This window comes from Pseudomonas sp. A-RE-19 (assembly GCF_019956555.1).
Taxonomy (GTDB): Bacteria; Pseudomonadota; Gammaproteobacteria; order Pseudomonadales; family Pseudomonadaceae; genus Aquipseudomonas.
The window spans coordinates 1-16,387 of record NZ_JAHBDQ010000033.1 but is presented as its reverse complement, the minus strand read 5'-3'; the positions used below and the strand labels follow the sequence as shown (position 1 = coordinate 16,387).

Here is a 16,387-nt window from a genome sequence, read left to right as displayed (position 1 = left end):
TCTGATGGCCTCTTCGCGAGCAAGCCCGCTCCCACAGTGGATCTTCAGTGAGCACACCGTTTGTGGGCAGCCGAGATAAATGTGGGAGCGGGCTTGCTCGAGAAGAGGCCGGGACAGGCAACAAAAAGCCCGCAGACAATCACTTGTCTGCGGGCTTCTTTACAACGGGGATTGGCGTTTATGCTCGGCGTTCGTGCATCCGCGCCAGTTGCCGCTCCAGCATCGACGGATAAGGTTCCATCAAGCGCTCTACGCAGCACGCACCCTCTGGGCTTGCGATTGGCCGGATCCGCGCGCGTTGACGAATCAGCGCATCGTCGCTGATCTTGCGCTCCACCAGCAGCAGGTTGCGGCTGTGTTGCGACAGGGCCAGTGCATCCTGAGCGGTTTCAGTCAGCAGCAGATCGATCTGGCTCATACCGAACAACTCGTCACCCAGGGTCAGGCCCAGTTGCAATTGCAGGGTGATGCCGCTGTCGGCGACTTCGATCTGCAACTGATGGCCCAGGGCGCGCAGCAACTCACCGCAGCAGATCGCGTTGGTCAGGTAGTCATCGCCGCTGTCTTCGGTGTGGAACAGCATCAGCGTGCTGCCATCGTTCAGGGTGTGCAGTTCGCTCTGGTAGAGCGACGCCGCCTGATCGAGGCAGTCGCGGTAGCGTTTCAGCAGCTCTTCCAGGCGTGCGCGGGGCAGTCGACGCAGTTGATCTTGCGCGCCCAGCTGCACAGCCAGTACCGCGCTGTGCTGAGGCGCGTTCGATACTTGCGGTTTTGCGACGGGTTTCGGTGCGCTGTCTGCCGAATCATCACGCAGATCGGCAAACGGATCATCGTCGTCATCGTCTTCGACCGTGCTGACAATGTGCCGCGGTGCAGGCTTGAGGCCAGCCACAGGCTTGGTTTCATCGAAACTTGGATCGCGCAGGTTACGCACTTCGAAGGTTGGCTCGCTATCGTCGGCGTCTTCGTAATCGCTGTCGTCGTATTCCGGTTCCGGCGCGGGCTCAGGCTCGGCCGGCTCCGGCGCGAAATTGGCGTGCAGCTGACGAGCGAGGTCGCCGATCTCATCCTGGCGCTCGGTGGCCGGGGTGTATTCGTCGATATTGCGCAGCCACACTCGCAATTGCAGCAGTGGCGTAGAAATATGCCGGCCCAGACGCAGACTCAAGGCCAGGGAGAGCGCCAGCAGAATCGCACTCAGGATGCCCATGCTTTGCAGGCTGATGGTCATCGGCTGCTGGAACTGATCCATATCCAGGCTGATGCGCAGTTGCCCGGCGGTCACGTCCTGGAAGGTGATCTTGCTCTGGTACATGCCTTCGGCTTCGCCCAACAGGCTATGCTTGGGGCGCTGACCGGCTTCAGCGAGGATGCGGTTATCCACGCTGTAGATGGCGGCGTGGGCCACCAGTTTGTTCTTGGTCAGGTTGTTGAGCAGCACGTTCAGGCTGAGGATGTCATTGGACACCAACAGTTCCGTGGCTGAGGTGGCGGTCTGAGTGGTCAGGCTTTCGCCCAGGGCATCCGCCTGCTCGTGCATGGCCTGCTTGAACTGCAAACCCATCACACAGGCATAGATCACCAGGGCCAGAGCGACCAGGATCACGTTATGGCTGGCAATGCGCAATGCAATCGGTACACGGCGATGACGCAGTGCCCGGAAGATCAGCAGAAAGAAGTTATCGGTTTTTACTGGCGTGGGCCGGTTCACTTGAGCTCGGCTCTTTGTCCGTGAAGTTGACGCGCAGTATAGCGACAGGCCCTAGACCGTCAAAGCGCTCGCGGTGCCCGATGGTCACTGAAAGTGGGTAGAATGCGGTTTTTTTCCACCTGCGGGGGTGCGCCTTGCGCGAAATCGTCCTGATAAACATCACGGGAGTCGACCGTCCGGGTCTGACTGCGGCCATTACCGGCGTTCTGGCCCAGGGTGGTGTGAACATTCTCGACATCGGTCAGGCGGTGATCCACGACACCTTGTCGTTCGGCATCCTGGTTGAAATTCCCGATACCGAACAAGGTAACTCGGTGCTCAAAGACATCCTGTTCAAAGGCTATGAGCTTGAGCAACAGGTGCGTTTCACGCCGGTGTCCGAAGAGGATTACCAGCTGTGGGTCGGCAATCAGGGCAAGAAACGCCACATCGTCACCCTGTTGACCCGTAAAGTGACCGCCGAGCAATTGCAGCGTGTGAGCTCGATCACCGCCAAATATGGTTTGAATATCGACCATATCGATCGCCTGTCCGGGCGCATGCCGCTGGACACCCCGGCTGACAAGGGCAAGGGCTGCATCGAGTTTTCCGTGCGCGGCGAGGCGGCCGACCCGCAAGCGTTGCGAGCGGAATTCCTCAGCGTCGCTCAAGAGCTGAACGTCGACATCGCCTTCCAGGAAGATTCGCTGTTCCGCCGTAACCGCCGTCTGGCGGTGTTCGACATGGACTCGACGCTGATCGAAGCCGAAGTCATCGACGAACTGGCCAAGGCTGCCGGCGTCGGCGACCAGGTTTCTGCGATTACCGAGCGGGCAATGGCCGGTGAGCTGGATTTCCGCGCCAGCTTCAAGGAGCGCCTGGCTCTGTTGCAAGGGCTGGATGTCAGCGTGCTGGACTCGATTGGTGCTTCCCTGCGCCTGACCGAAGGCGCCGAAACCCTGTTCGCCGAACTCAAGCGTCTGGGCTACAAGACGGCGATTCTGTCGGGCGGCTTCACCTACTTCGCCAAGCAATTGCAGGCCAAGCTGGGCATCGACTATGTGTTCGCCAACGAACTGGCTGTGGTCGACGGCAAAGTTACCGGTGTGGCGGTCGAGCCGATTGTCGATGCACAGCGCAAGGCAGATCTGCTGCGTGAGCTGGCGCATAAGGAAGGCTTGCGTCTGGAGCAGACGATAGCCGTCGGTGACGGTGCCAACGATTTGCCGATGCTGGCAATTGCCGGGCTGGGTGTGGCGTTCCGCGCCAAGCCGCTGGTCAAACAATCGGCGAAGCAGGCGATTTCCACCCTTGGGCTGGATGGCGTGCTGTATTTGCTGGGCTTCCGGGATCGCGACGGGCAGCTCTGAGTTTCAGATTGTCTGGGCGGGCCTCTTCGCGGGCAAGCCTCGCTCCTACAGGGCGTGCGCGGACCCGTAGGAGCGAGGCTTGCCCGCGAAAGCATCACCACCGATCAAATGCCTGACGCTCAAAGCGACTTCCACAACGAATCAAATTCTTCCGCTGCCCCGACCCCGCCGCTCCTCGCGGCGTTTTCGATTCCGGCTGTCTCAAGCGAACGATAGGCAAACTGATTGAAGCTGTTGGTGCTCGCCACCCGTCGCTCCAGCCCGGCCCGACGTTCCTGGCCGTTGGTATTGATCAACACCTTATTGCCTTCCTGGAATGGCAGGCGCGGGGAGAGCAGGGTGGCTGGCAGGTCGACGGCGCTAATGGCAGGCAGCAACAGCCCGCGCAAGTACTGACTGTGCTCGGCGCCGGAGCGCATCAGTTGCAGGCCGCAGGGTTCGGCGTAAGGCGCGACCTGCTCGATCCCCATCTGCGTGCCGCCGCCCCGCACCTGACGGATCCAGCGCACCACGGCGACGCTCCAGCCTTGGCCGGCAGCATCCTCGATACCGACCATTTCGCCAGCCTGCAGCTCGGTGGGCACTGCGCCGGGCCAAGCCAGGCAATAACCACCGGGGCTGTGATTGATTACGGGCAGCACATAGGTCGGGAAGTGCTGCTGGCGGTCAGATGCTTCGTGGCTGTCATCGTTCTGAAGATGCGGGTATTCGATCTCTTCGTAGGGCAGCAGCGTATCTGCGGTGCCATGGGGTGCGGCGTCGAAGGCCTGCTTCCATTGATCCTTGGCGCGACTGGCCGGTTCGCTTGCCGAGAACTGCGCGGGGCGGGCGCCGGGTTTCTTCAGGATGTCGTTGAACGAGCGTTGCCCGCCGAGATAAAAATGCAATGCGCTCATGCCTACGCACAGCGTCAACGTGCCGTGGCCGACGGTGCGCTGGAAACTGCGTTCGGCAGCCTGGCCCCAGGCGGCATACAGATGTTGCAGCGTATCCAGACTCAGTCCCGCCGGAACGGGCAGCGGCGATGCCTTGTCGGCCGGCTGTTGCAGATGGGTTTCAATGGCAGCGACCAGCGGTTGCGGGTCAATCCCCAGCAGGCTCTCCTGTTGTTCGCGGTGGAACTTGGAGCGGTAACGCGGCCCGCTGTCGAGATCCGGGGCGACGGCGAACAGCCCGTTGTCGTCCGGTTTGGCCGGTTGCAGCTTGATCCACTGGCTCCAGGGTTCGAGCACCTCGGCGAGCCGGGCGATCTGGTTTTGGCGCAGTTGATTGCAGCGTGAAGCACCCAGCAGGAGGGCGGTAATGTAGGTTTGTTCGATGCTCAGGCTTTGTGTCTGGCTGGCCAGTTCATCGCGCACATTCAAGCGTTGCAACTGAAACTGACAGCCGATTCGATACAGCTGATGCAGTTCCAGCCACAGGCCTTCAGGCACCGGACAATAGAGCTGGGTGGCGCGGATCAATGCGCCGTTCAGGCAATGGATCGCCCGTTGCAAAACCTGGGTCAGCAGCGATGCCCGGTCCTTGCTGAAGCGTGGTGCGATGCGGATGACGATCTGCTTGTAGCCGATCGCCAATTGGCTCTGCAGCGCCTGGCAAAGGTTGGCGATCTTGCGCGAGCGCTCGTCAAGCACGATGGCCTGGTGCAGGAAATGCCGCTCCAGGTGCTTGCAGACGTAATACACCTCGGGCCGCAGCAGTTCGAGCAATTGCAGGCGATTGTCGCTGGGCGTGAGCAGTTGGTTGAGTTCGCTCAAGCCCTGGTACAACTGGCGAGCGGTTTCGCCGATGTTGGCTTTGGGCAGATTGGCGATCCAGCGCTTGAGGTCGCGAGGCGTGGCTTCGCAGAAAGTCAGACGCGACTGCGTCGGGATCGGTGCGCGTAGCAGCAGGACAGGATTGGTCTCATTCATGCCGTAGACAAACTCCGACCGGGAAATGGGCAGTGAATGACTTTGACTGTAGCAGCTATGAACCGGGAGGGGGTGTCGCGATGTTTGCGCCGCACTTGCCTGTGTAGGAGCTGCCGAAGGCTGCGATCTTTTGATTTTGCTTTTTGACAGATTTGGAGCCGCCGAAGATCAAGATCAAAAGATCGCAGCCTTCGGCAGCTCCTACAGGAGGATGCACCGCCCGGAAAAAATTCCGGGCGGAGGATCAGGGATCAGGCTGCTGGCAAGCCGATACCCTGGCCCATTTGCACGGGCGAAAGAGCGCCCAACCCTTCAGCCCATTTCACTTGATCCGGCCCGAACAGCACGACAGCCGTGGAGCCGAGTTTGAAACGGCCCAGTTCCGCACCTTTCTCCAGATGAATCGGCGCACGGGCCGCTTCGTCGTAACGGAAGGTTTTCAGCTCGCGCTTGGGCGGAGTCACCAACCCGGCCCAGACAGTTTCGATCGACGCCACAATCATCGCGCCCACCAGCACCACGGCCATCGGCCCGCGCTCGGTGTCGAAAATGCACGCCACGCGCTCATTGCGGGCGAACAGTTCCGGAACGTTTTCAGCCGTGGTCTGGTTGACCGAGAAGATGCGGCCAGGGATGTAGACCATCTCGCGCAGCGTACCGGCCAGCGGCATATGCACGCGGTGGTAATCCTTGGGCGACAGATAAATGGTGGCGAAGTCACCGCCCATGAATGGCGCGGCGTTGGCCGCGTCACCGCCCAGCAATTCCAGAACGCTGAAGCTGTGGCCCTTGGCCTGGAAAACGCGACCGTGTTCAATCGGGCCAAGCTGGCTGACAGCACCATCAGCCGGGCTGAGGATCGCGCCTGGAGTTGGGTCCAACGGACGAGCGCCGTCTTTCAAGGCGCGGGTGAAGAACGCATTGAAGTGCTCGTAAGCCGTCAGGTCCTCGACCAGCGCCTGGGACATGTCCACTTGATAACGCTTGGCGAACCACGCGGTAAACGCGTTTTTGAACCAGCGCACGCGGCATTCGGCAATGCAGCCGGCCAGTCGCGAGAGCAAGTGGTGGGGCAGCAGGTATTGGCTGAGGATAAACAAACGCTTATTCATTAACTGTCCTTAAAAAACCTTAAATCTCTACGGGCGTGTCGGGATGGTTGCCCCATTCGCCCCAGGAGCCGGCGTAGCCTTTGACTCGCGGATAACCGAGCGACTTGGCCACTAGATACGTGAAGCCAGAACGATGGTGAGTCTGGCAGTGGGTAATGACTTCTTTGTCTTTGGTGATGCCGAGTTGTTCCAGGATTTTCGGCATGTCGGTGCGGATGCGCAGGTTGCGCGCTTGATCCATGCCGGCGGTCCATTCGAAATTGACCGCGCCGGGAATGTGCCCGCCCTTGGCCGCCAGCACTTTCTCGCCGGAATATTCCAGCGGCCCGCGTGCGTCCCAGATCGCCAGATCGGCGGCACCGAGACGGCTTTGCAGGTATTCGCGGGTGGCGATGGGTTCGTCGTGAAGCGTCAGGGCGACCGGGCCGCCGACCGCAGGCGGGATCTGGATCGACATGGGCAAGCCTTCTTCCAGCCAGGCCTTCAGCCCGCCGTCGATATAGTGGTAGTTGCTGTGGCCGATGACATCCAGCAGCCAGATAAAGCGCCCGGCCCAACCGCCGCCTTCGTCGTCATAGACCACGTAGACCGCATCGGGGTTGTGGCCCAGTTCGCCGAACAATGTTTCAAGCGAGGCCTGGGTCGGCAGCAGGCCTGGCGCAGGCGCCTGACCCAGTTGAGTACGTTTTGGATCGACAAAGCGTGCCCCGGGGATATGCCCTGCGGCATAGCGGGCGCTGCTGGTCAGGTCCACCAGAATCAGTTCGCGGGAGTCGAGACGCGGGAGCAGGTCGCTCGGTTCGATCACCAGCGCCAAGCCAGAGAAGTCAGACATGTGAGGTCTCCAGAGCACAAAGGGGAGGATTGTAGCGCAGCGTCATGAGGGCCAGTCATCAATTATTTCGGCACAGGAAATAACGGATGACAGGCCCTAACGGTGGCTGAAGTTGTGCAGGGCTTTCTCGATGCATTGCGCGGTTTTGCCGAACGCTTGCACGGTGATTTCCGAGAATGGCCCGCCGCCCTGATCCGCTACCACGATCATGATCACCCGGCCGTTGCTGACCAGGGAGCGCAGCAGCAGGTGTTCGCCACCAAATTGCGAGCGCAGGCTCGCCGGCAACAGAGCCGAGAATTGTGCGTTGTTGGCCGGCGTCAGGCGCACTTGGGCCTGTTGCGCGAGCAGGCGTTGCAGCACGGTGCTCTGGCTGACCACCAGATTCAGGCCGGCCACTTCCTGAGGCAGCCCGGCGGTCTGATGCACACGCAGATTGGCGTGCGTGCGGTCGGCCATCAGAATCATCACCCGCCGCATGCCGCACGCCACCAGGGCGTCTCGGGCCGATGTGGTCAGGTGCATGGCGTTGGTAAAGCGGCTCGGCTCGACCAGCAACTCGGCGCATTGTTTGCGCCACTTCGCCAGGTCTTCGGCGGTGGGCGCCGGGGCCGGGAGCAAACCCGCGTGAACACGGTTCAGGCCCGACGGCCAGATCAGCGCTTCGGCCGGGTGCCACAGGTCTGGCATGGCGTGTTGACGTGCGCTGTTGGCGGCTTGCTGGTGCAATTGTTGTTGCACCTCATCCATCGGCATTTGCAAATAAAGGCTGGTCAGGTATTGCCAGCGTTCGCAATGGGGACTGTCCCAGGCGTGTTGTGCCGACAGTGCCAGACCATTGGCCAACAGCACGGTATTGGCTGGCTGATTGAGCCAGCGTCGCAACGTCGGGTCGTCATCGAGGCGGTTTTGCTGGCGCAATGGATGATCGCTGTCGCGAGCGATGCGCAGGACCTTCACCAGTTCACGCTGCTCGTCAAGCAGCAGCCGATACCCCTGCTGGACCCACACCGGCAGATGCCAGACGTCCACCAGTACCTGGCAGATTTGCAGCAGGCGCACGCCGAATAATTGCTTTTCGACTTTGCCTGCCGACTCGCCTTTATGGATGACCCGCAGCTCCCACTCTTCGAGCAACTGCGGATGGGTCAACGCCATGGGCCACAGTGGCGAAAGAAACAGCAGGCTGCCCCAGTGGATGTCCTGCCACAAACGCGCCAGGCGACTGGCAAAAAAACCATTGGCCTGTTGGGTGGCGTGCTGACTGATCAGCTGAAGCTGGCGCAGTGCGACGGGAATCTGTGATTGGGGTTCGGCGGGCAGGCGCTCGAGCAATTCTTCGGTGCGCTTCAAGCCGAGGCGATTGATCGCCACCTCAAGGTTCTCGGCGGGCTCGGTCATGCTGCCATGCGTATGACGGTTGGCTTCGCGAATCACGCTCAAGGCCAGGGCCGGGCTCTCCTGCATCAGTTCAGCGATGTCGCGCAGCGAGCTGCGATTATCGCGAATGGCTTTGCAGACGCGGTCGTGACTGGCTTGGGGAACCGGCAGACGCACGCCATCGAGCAGCTTGACCCAGCCTTCGAGCGTGTTTGGTTTTGGTGGTGGGACGTTCGTTTCGTTAGCCATGTCTGGACGCGATCATCGTCTGCTTTACCTGTGCCCGGAGCGGGCCAAATTGGCTTTTCGCCTGAACTGGCTATAGTCTGGCGCAGTTTTGCCGATAAGTAGAAGAAGAGATTTTTTAACTTCCGAATATGACCTTGAACCCGACTCAGTAAGTGCTCTCCTACCTATGGCTAAAATTATCGGCATCATCGTCGTATTCGCGAGCGTGCTCGGCGGATACGTGCTTTCCCACGGCAAAATTGCCGCCCTTATCCAGCCTTTCGAGGTGATGATTATTGGTGGCGCGGCCCTTGGTGCATTCCTGCAGGCCAACCCCGGTTACATGACGATGCATGTGCTCAAGAAGTCCTTGGGCATGTTCAGTTCGCGTTTCAACCACACCTTCTACCTGGAAGTGCTGGGGCTGATTTACGAGATCCTCAACAAGAGCCGTCGCGAAGGCATGATGGCGATCGAAGGCGACATCGAAGATGCCGCCGCGAGCCCGATCTTCGCCAAGTACCCGGCGGTTCTGAAAGATGAACGCATGACCGCGTACATCTGCGATTACCTGCGCATCATGTCCTCCGGCAACATGGCTCCCCATGAGCTGGAAGGCCTGTTCGACATGGAACTCTATAGCCTTAAGGAAGACCTCGAGCACCCGTCCCATGCGGTGAACGGCATCGCCGACGCCATGCCCGGTTTCGGTATCGTTGCGGCGGTATTGGGGATCGTGGTGACCATGGCCTCCCTCGGTGAAGGCGACCAGAAATCCATCGGCCTGCACGTGGGTGCGGCACTGGTGGGTACCTTCTTCGGTATTCTCGCGGCTTACGGTTTCTTCGGCCCGCTGGCCCACTCCCTGGCTCACGACGCCAAGGAAGAACTGAACGTCTACGAAGCCATCAAGGCCTCGCTGGTGGCTTCGGCTTCCGGCATGCCGCCATCGCTGGCGGTGGAATTTGGCCGCAAGGTTCTGTACCCGGCGCACCGTCCTAGCTTCGCTGAGCTGGAACAAGCGGTTCGCGGTCGTTAAGTCATGGAAAATAACCAGCCGATAATCATCAAGCGCGTCAAGCGCATCGCCGGAGGGCATCACGGGGGCGCCTGGAAAATCGCCTTCGCGGACTTCGCGACGGCGATGATGGCGTTCTTCCTGGTGCTGTGGCTGTTGTCCACGGCAACGCCGGAACAGAAGATCGCCATCGCCGGTTACTTCAAGGACCCGGTCGGTTTTTCCGAAAGCGGCACGCCGTACATCATCGATCTCGGTGGCTCGCCGACCCTGGCACCGGAAAAAACCCTCAACCCCGAGGTGAAATCCCAGCCTCAGCCGGACAAGGTGACTGTCGACTCCGAACAGGTCGAAGGCATGGCCGAGCAGGTCGAGAAGGAACGCCTGGAATTGCTGCTGCAAGAGTTGCAGAACAAGGTCGAAGAGAACCCGCAACTGAAGAAGTTCAAGGATCAGATTCTCTTCGAGATCACGCCGGACGGTTTGCGCATCCAGATTGTGGACGCGGAGAATCGCCCGATGTTCGACTCCGGTAGTGCGCGTCTGAAGCCGTATTTCGAAGACATCCTGCTAGCCATGGCCGACACCATCAAAGCGGTGCCGAACAAGATCAGCATCAGCGGTCACACCGATGCCAAGCCGTACTCGGGCACCGGGGATTTCGGCAACTGGGAACTGTCGGCCAACCGTGCCAACGCGGCTCGCCGTGCACTGGTCGCCGGCAGCTATCCGGACGCTCAGGTCGCGCGGGTCGTCGGTTACGCTTCGTCGGCATTGTTCGATCGGGAGAACCCGTTCAACCCGGTCAACCGCCGCATCGACATCGTGGTGCTGACCAAAAAAGCCCAGCGTGCTATCGAAGGTTCGCAAGGGGCCGAACCGGCGCCAGCGCCGACGCAAGGGCAGGGTGGCCCGGGCGAAGTGCCCGCACCGCCAGCCGATCCGAACGCATTGCCGGCGGATAAGGAGCCGCTGCCGGCGCACGAACTTCGTGAGCGTTTGAATCTGTTTGATAATCCTGCGCCGAAACCGGGTGAGCCGCCCAAGCAGTGATCCACAAAAAAGCCGACAGTGATGTCGGCTTTTTTGTGCCTGCTTTCGGGGATGGGATCCTGCCAATCTGTATTTTGTCGTTCGTTGAGAGGCTGATCTTCGATAGCGAAGATTCCTTCTGCGTTTAAAGAACAGTCCTACATCTATCCTTTGCCTGCCTTGTTAGCGTGCCCGCCAATTTCGCGTGCACAGACCACGGACGGTTTGGACATCGCGCTTCATGTCCTCTTTGCTTAAGGATAAGCGTATGTTCGGATCGGCCAATACGGCGCATTTCGCGCTGCACATCCCCGCTGTTCGTCACGATTTCAAAGTCCTCGCCTTTGACGGTATCGAGGCCATCAGTGCCTTGTACGCGATCCAGGTTGAACTGGTCAGCGAAAACCCGGATTTCGATATCGAGAGCCTGCTCAGTCAGCCCGCCTTTCTCCAGCTCGGTCATCACGGCGAAGGCCTTCATGGCCAGATTGAAGAGGTGTTCGTCGGTGAAGCCGGCAAACGCCTGACCCGTTATCACTTGACCCTTGTACCGACGCTGCACTACTTGCAGTTCAGCTACGACCAACGGATTTTCCAGCACCTGACGGTGCCGCAAATCATTGCTCAGGTGCTCAAAGGCCACGGCATTCAGGCCGATGCGTTTACCTTCCATGTCAGCACCAGTCCCGAGCGCGAATACTGCACTCAATTGGGGGAAAGCGATTTGGCGTTCGTCCAGCGCCTGTGCGCCGAGGACGGCATCGCGTGGCATCACCAACATTCGGCAGACGGTCATTTGCTGGTGTTCACCGACGACCAGACATGGTTCCCCAAACTGGGCGAAACCCCTTATCAACAAGACTCCGGCATGGTGGCGGACCACCCGGTGGTCAAGCAGTTTTCCATGGGCTTTCGCAGCCGCACCAGCACCACCACCCGGCGGCACTACGACTTCCAACGCCCGAGTCTGTTGCTGGAAAGCCGCTTCACGGCCGAGTTCAGCCCTGAGCTAGAAGACTATCGCTACCCCGTATTCATCGAGAACGAAAAACGCGGCAAACAACTCGCTCGCCAGGCCTTGGAGCGGCACCGTGCCGATTACCAGTTGGTCGAGGGCCAGAGCGATCAGCCGTGCCTGCGCAGTGGTCACTTTTTTGACCTGACCGAACACCCGCGTAAAACGTGCAACGATTTGTGGCTGTTGCTCAGTGTGTCGCACGCCGGAAAACAGCCTCAGTCACTGGAAGAGGCCATCACCAGCGACGTCAAACCTGAAGACGGCTTTACCCAAGGCTATCGCAACCACTTCAGCGCCATTCCATGGGATGTGCACTACCGACCGGAGCTGCCCCCGCGACGACCGGCGCTGGTCAGCCAGACCGCCCGAGTCACCGGCCCTGTCGGCGAAGAGATCTACTGCGATGAGTATGGTCGCGTGAAGATCGAACTGCCGTGGGACCGGGCCGAACTCAACAGTGAAAAAAGCAGTTGCTGGGTGCGGGTGTCGTCCGGTTGGGCGGGGGATGGCTTTGGGGCGGTGACCGTTCCGCGTATCGGCATGGAAGTCGTCGTCACCTATCTGGACGGCGACCCCGACCAACCATTGATCACCGGGTGCGTGGCCAACAAGCTCACGCCTGTGCCATACCCCTTGCCCGAGCACAAAACCAAAACCGTCTTGCGCAGCCACAGCTCCCCGCACACTGGGGGTTACAACGAGTTGTCGCTTGAAGACCGCGCCGGGCAGGAACAAATCTACCTGCGCGCCCAACGCGACCTCGAACAACTGATCCTCAACGACAGCGACACCAAAATTGGCAACGACCGCCGCGAACAGATCACCCGCGACAGCCACAGCCTGATCAGCAACGACCGCTTCGAACAGGTCGACAACCACAGCGCCAGCCTGATCAAGGGAGACGAGTTGCATACCACCGAAGGTGTGCGCAACTCGGTGATCGGCGGTGATGAGCTGATCACCATCAGCGGCAACAGCAGCACGACGGCAGGCGGCACGCTGGTGATTCAGGCGGGACCTCATGCCCATGTCAGCGCCGCCAATGTGGTCATTAATGCCGGAACGAGCTTGACGTTGCAGGCCGGTGGTCAGCACATCGTTATCAATTCGAGCGGGATTTTCAGCAGCGTCGCCATTGTCGAGGGTGGTTCGCCGGTCGCGGGCCTGCCCGGGCAGGTGGCACTGTCAGTAGTTCCCCAAGCTGCCGAGGCAGTGGTTATCGACACCCTCCCCATGGAAGTCCTGCTCAAACAGAACATCGTCTTTCGTGAGGCCGATACCGGCATTTGCCCGATATGCGATGCCGCCCCGGAACATCAGTTAACAGAGAGGGCTGAAGCATGACCCCGATCACCCCGAACAATGGCCTGCTCCTGCTTGACGGTTCCCAGTATGAGGACGCTTTCGATTGGCTTCACGAGCACTACGGCGCAGACGCTCCTCAATCGCTTTTCAAGGGAACCGCCTACGAGCGGATTGGCGCAGCGGGGCCATTTCTGCTCAATGCCTCACTGGGTAGCGCAGCCTACGCCGCTTGGTGGGGTGGCTCTGATTTGCAACATAGTGTTTGGCTGGCTACTCCACAGAGTGCCCAACAATGGCTACCGATCCTGCAGCGTCGGTTGCGCATATTTGATGAATACGAGCGAGAGCTGTGGCTGCGCCTGGCGGATGGCTCGGTTCTGCGACGCGCCTGTTTGGCGGGAGCGCAATGGCCAGTAGGCTTTTGGTTTGGTGTGGAAAGTGTCTGGCTACGCCATGGCAACGCGCCAGTGTGCGCTTGGGAAAACAAAGCGCCTGAATTCGACTCAGCACCGGCCAATAAAGGTCTGGCCGCGCAAATCACCTTGCCTGAGCCGCTTCTGCATGCACTGAGCCTTCCCGCCAACCCGGGGAAAAACCCATGAGTGCCCGGAATAAAATCCGCGTTGGCACCTGCCCGCTGTTCGCTGCCGTTTTGCCTCTGCGATACGCCCTCGGTCCAACCGTCGCTGTCGATACCGATGCCTACGACTTGCCAGCGCTGAGCGGCTCGTTTCCCGAGTTGGGGCCTCGGCATCCTGACTTGACCGGGCATGCGCTCAATTACACCTCGCGTTTATTGCGCGACGGTTGGCTCTACGTCTGGGAGAGCGGCCCACCCAAGCTGGTGGAGTATCAGGTCGAAAAAGCTCAACTCACCCAAACCCCGCGTGCGGGCAGGGTAATCGACACCCGGGTCAAACCCCATCTGGTGTTAAGAGCTGGTGACCCTGCTGGATTGGTCTGGTCGCCCGTTCGCTGGAGTGAAGCGCAATACCAGGCCGCCAGAAAAGACCCCGCCGTGCGTCAGCGCATCATGCGCAGTTTTGTTCCGGGTGTTGCGCCGTTCAGCGGCAAGGTCGACACCGTCGCCAAGCAGATTGGCGAATTTAACGATGCAACGAGCTATGGCTGGAGCGCGGAACCCGAGACGGAGCACGCACCCGACTGGTTGAAAGTGCTCAAGCAGATGAAGGCTTGCGAACAACAGAGTTATGCCGTCATTGATGATGCATGGGGTGTGCTGCTCGACCTTGCTGCGCTGATGCGTGGGCGTAAAGAAGCGTTCGACAGTTACCAGGAACATCACGCTGAAGAGTGGGCGATGGCCGGCGTCATCAAGTCACTCAGCGAAGGCGACCGTCAACTGAGTGCACAACTGCCGTCTATCACTCGCTATGACGAACTCCAGAGAGCTTGGAAAGATCAAGAGACCCAGAACGACCGATATACCGCCGATACGCGGCGTCTGGCCCAACTTTGGGTGGCGTGGTTCAACACCCTGCAAGTGACTGGCCCGTCGAGCATGGACACCGCTTGCGGCCATTTCGACATCACTCAGTCGATGGCGCGCGAGGCGCTGGAATTGCATTTCGCGGCGGCTTGCCTAGGACCTGCCAGCACCAGCGTCGGGGCCGAGGCCATTACCCTCAGCCTGGAAGGTGACAAGGCCGGCAAGCCGTGGCTGCTTTGGGCATTGCTCGGGTTGCCGTCACGGCTGGGTGTTGGCGAAATCAAATACCTTGTGGACTTCAGTGATGTGGCCCGCGATAACCAGGCTGCTGTTCAAGAGGGTGCCAGCAAACTTGCCAGAGCCTTTGGTTATGCCGATGCGTTGAACAATACCGCCGACAAACTGAAGCAACACAAGCCAGCCTCAAGCATTGAGGCCCTATTTCTGTCCATTGCCCCGGTGGCTGGGTTGCAATTGCATCAGGGTGAAAAGGCCGCCGGTGCGGCGGGGCGTTTGTACATGGCGGCAGCGCTGGCCCGCAGCGATCAGCGCATCCAGACCTCGGGCGTCACACCGCGACAATTGGGCGAGTGGTACAGCGATTTAATGGGGGCACGCCAGACATTGCCCGCCCATTTGAACGTTGCACCACTGGCCAGCGGGGTGGCTGACGGTATCCCGTTCATGCATTTGGTCCCGGCCAGCACCAAGCTGCCACCGTTGCCAGTGAATCTGGCTGCGAGTGTTGAATTGAGCAGTGTATTTGATTTGAAAAGTGCGCAGAGCAAGGCGCCGATCAAGTCGATTGTGACGTTGGTGGCGGGGGTGAATTTTGTTTCTTCCGGTAATGCGTTTGTTGATAACAAAACGGTCAAAAACGGTTTTATCGGGGTGGGCGCTGCGGTTGGCATTGGCGCCGCAGCTGCTGCGGTCGTTCAGCGCGTGGCCGAGGTCGATTGGGCGTCAGCCGTCCGCCAAAGCGGTAGCTCCTCTATCTCATCACGGCTACTTTTGGTCAAGGCGTTGGGGCGCGCCGCCACTACTGCTTTGGCGCAAGGCGTCTTTCTGGCGTTCGACGTCGTACTCTATGGGATAGATGCCTTTGAGTCCTACAAAACGGGGGATTTCGACACCATGGCCGCGAACTTGACCGTGGCTGGTGCTTCGCTGGCCAGTATCAAAATCCAGGTCCAGGCCTTCCGAGCACTACGAGTCGCACGGGCTGCTGTGATAGCCGGGGATGCAGTAACTATTGCCAGAGGACTCAATGTAGTGCCACACATGGGGGCCAAGCTATTGGGTCTCGCGGTTGTGATTGTGGGCGGGGTCATTGCCTGTCTTTATACGGCCGACTCGCCGTTGGAAAAATGGGTGAAAAGCAGCCGCTTTGGTATCCGTCCGGACGAAATCTGGTCCCACAGCTATACCCTGTCGATGGATAAGCTGTACCCCGTTCTGTTTCCCATCAGTTTTGATGCCAGCCGGCTGGCAGAAATTCACCCCTATCAAGGACAAGTCACCTCCACGTATCTGATGCTGAAACTTCCGGGAGAAGATGTGCCGCTGACCGATGCCATGATTCACTTCAAGGGCATCGAAGTTTGGGGCGATACACTCGGCTATCACGTCGACCAAATCAAAAAGGTCGAATGGACGGGCAGAGACTTTGCCCGACACAGCGGCACCCGTATTCCTATACCTGCTGGCGTCACCCCTTACCGTCGTGTGTACCATGAGGATGGAGTACGGGACTTGCGGCGTATCGAGGGTGAGTTGATCTACTCCCCACAAGAAGGACTGACGCTGCCAGCGGTAAAAATCATGGAACGAGCATGGATATGAATACGCCAGTAACACCACGCTACAGCACTGCACCCACCGTAACTCTTGAAGCGAATAAGCCCACGGGCGAACAGCCTATGGAGCTGCTTATTACCGATGAGCACACTGAGCATTACTTATCGTTGCTAGCAAGTGGCGACTCTGATCGAGGAATGCTAACGGGAGTGTTGGGCGGTATGGGCGGGGTTGGGGGG

11 protein-coding genes and 1 pseudogene are annotated in these 16,387 nt (G+C 59.7%); 7 read left to right on the top strand and 5 right to left on the bottom strand.

Features of this window, described 5'->3' with window-relative positions:
* Positions 1–178: 178 nt before the first annotated feature.
* On the bottom strand, positions 179–1,711 hold the full coding sequence (locus KGB14_RS19585; RefSeq protein ID WP_223488364.1) for an AhpA/YtjB family protein: 1,533 nt from the start codon (positions 1,709–1,711) through the stop codon (positions 179–181).
* A gap of 134 nt (positions 1,712–1,845) precedes the next feature.
* Between KGB14_RS19585 and serB the strand changes: the two genes are divergently transcribed.
* On the top strand, positions 1,846–3,060 hold the full coding sequence (gene serB, locus KGB14_RS19580; RefSeq protein WP_052965968.1) for a phosphoserine phosphatase SerB: 1,215 nt from the start codon (positions 1,846–1,848) through the stop codon (positions 3,058–3,060).
* Between the two features lie 119 nt (positions 3,061–3,179).
* On the opposite strand, the gene KGB14_RS19575 is transcribed toward serB, so the two are convergent.
* The 4 genes from KGB14_RS19575 to KGB14_RS19560 form a co-directional block, all read right to left on the bottom strand.
* On the bottom strand, positions 3,180–4,973 hold the full coding sequence (locus KGB14_RS19575) for a molecular chaperone (protein WP_223488363.1): 1,794 nt from the start codon (positions 4,971–4,973) through the stop codon (positions 3,180–3,182).
* 251 nt (positions 4,974–5,224) lie between these two features.
* Complete coding sequence (asd, locus tag KGB14_RS19570) at positions 5,225–6,085, bottom strand: archaetidylserine decarboxylase (protein ID WP_223488362.1); 861 nt, start codon at positions 6,083–6,085, stop codon at positions 5,225–5,227.
* Positions 6,086–6,104: 19 nt separating this feature from the next.
* Positions 6,105–6,920, bottom strand: a complete 816-nt coding sequence (locus KGB14_RS19565) for a rhodanese-like domain-containing protein (RefSeq protein WP_223488361.1) — start codon at positions 6,918–6,920, stop codon at positions 6,105–6,107.
* A 96-nt stretch (positions 6,921–7,016) separates the two neighbouring features.
* Positions 7,017–8,549: an HDOD domain-containing protein gene (locus KGB14_RS19560; protein WP_223488360.1), complete on the bottom strand. Its 1,533-nt coding sequence runs from the start codon at positions 8,547–8,549 to the stop codon at positions 7,017–7,019.
* A gap of 166 nt (positions 8,550–8,715) precedes the next feature.
* Here KGB14_RS19560 and motA point away from each other — a divergent pair, with 166 nt between their 5' ends.
* From motA to KGB14_RS19530, 6 genes and pseudogenes are all read left to right on the top strand, one after another.
* Positions 8,716–9,567, top strand: a complete 852-nt coding sequence (gene motA / locus KGB14_RS19555) for a flagellar motor stator protein MotA (protein ID WP_223488359.1) — start codon at positions 8,716–8,718, stop codon at positions 9,565–9,567.
* Positions 9,568–9,570: 3 nt separating this feature from the next.
* Positions 9,571–10,599, top strand: coding sequence for a flagellar motor protein MotB (motB, locus tag KGB14_RS19550; RefSeq protein ID WP_223488358.1), 1,029 nt, complete (start codon positions 9,571–9,573; stop codon positions 10,597–10,599).
* Between the two features lie 247 nt (positions 10,600–10,846).
* Positions 10,847–12,940: a type VI secretion system tip protein TssI/VgrG gene (gene tssI / locus KGB14_RS19545; protein WP_223488357.1), complete on the top strand. Its 2,094-nt coding sequence runs from the start codon at positions 10,847–10,849 to the stop codon at positions 12,938–12,940.
* The gene (locus KGB14_RS19540) at positions 12,937–13,503 is read left to right on the top strand and encodes a DUF4123 domain-containing protein (RefSeq protein WP_223488356.1); all 567 of its coding nucleotides are present in this window, start codon (positions 12,937–12,939) and stop codon (positions 13,501–13,503) included. The genes tssI and KGB14_RS19540 overlap by 4 nt, the downstream gene beginning before the upstream one ends.
* Positions 13,500–16,193, top strand: coding sequence for a toxin VasX (locus KGB14_RS19535; RefSeq protein ID WP_317851039.1), 2,694 nt, complete (start codon positions 13,500–13,502; stop codon positions 16,191–16,193). Before KGB14_RS19540 ends, KGB14_RS19535 begins: the two co-directional genes overlap by 4 nt.
* Positions 16,184–16,387, top strand: a pseudogene (locus KGB14_RS19530) (hypothetical protein); the annotation flags it as partial. The gene KGB14_RS19535 and the pseudogene KGB14_RS19530, both read left to right, overlap by 10 nt.

Excerpts from the sequence above, each read along its gene's own strand:
- KGB14_RS19565 (WP_223488361.1), bottom strand. The coding sequence starts at position 6,920 with ATGTCTGACTTCTCTGGCTTGGCGCTGGTGATCGAACCGAGCGACCTG.
- KGB14_RS19535 (WP_317851039.1), top strand. The coding sequence starts at position 13,500 with ATGAGTGCCCGGAATAAAATCCGCGTTGGCACCTGCCCGCTGTTCGCT.
- motB (WP_223488358.1), top strand. The coding sequence starts at position 9,571 with ATGGAAAATAACCAGCCGATAATCATCAAGCGCGTCAAGCGCATCGCC.
- tssI (WP_223488357.1), top strand. The coding sequence starts at position 10,847 with ATGTTCGGATCGGCCAATACGGCGCATTTCGCGCTGCACATCCCCGCT.
- KGB14_RS19540 (WP_223488356.1), top strand. The coding sequence starts at position 12,937 with ATGACCCCGATCACCCCGAACAATGGCCTGCTCCTGCTTGACGGTTCC.
- asd (WP_223488362.1), bottom strand. The coding sequence starts at position 6,085 with ATGAATAAGCGTTTGTTTATCCTCAGCCAATACCTGCTGCCCCACCAC.
- motA (WP_223488359.1), top strand. The coding sequence starts at position 8,716 with ATGGCTAAAATTATCGGCATCATCGTCGTATTCGCGAGCGTGCTCGGC.
- KGB14_RS19560 (WP_223488360.1), bottom strand. The coding sequence starts at position 8,549 with ATGGCTAACGAAACGAACGTCCCACCACCAAAACCAAACACGCTCGAA.
- KGB14_RS19575 (WP_223488363.1), bottom strand. The coding sequence starts at position 4,973 with ATGAATGAGACCAATCCTGTCCTGCTGCTACGCGCACCGATCCCGACG.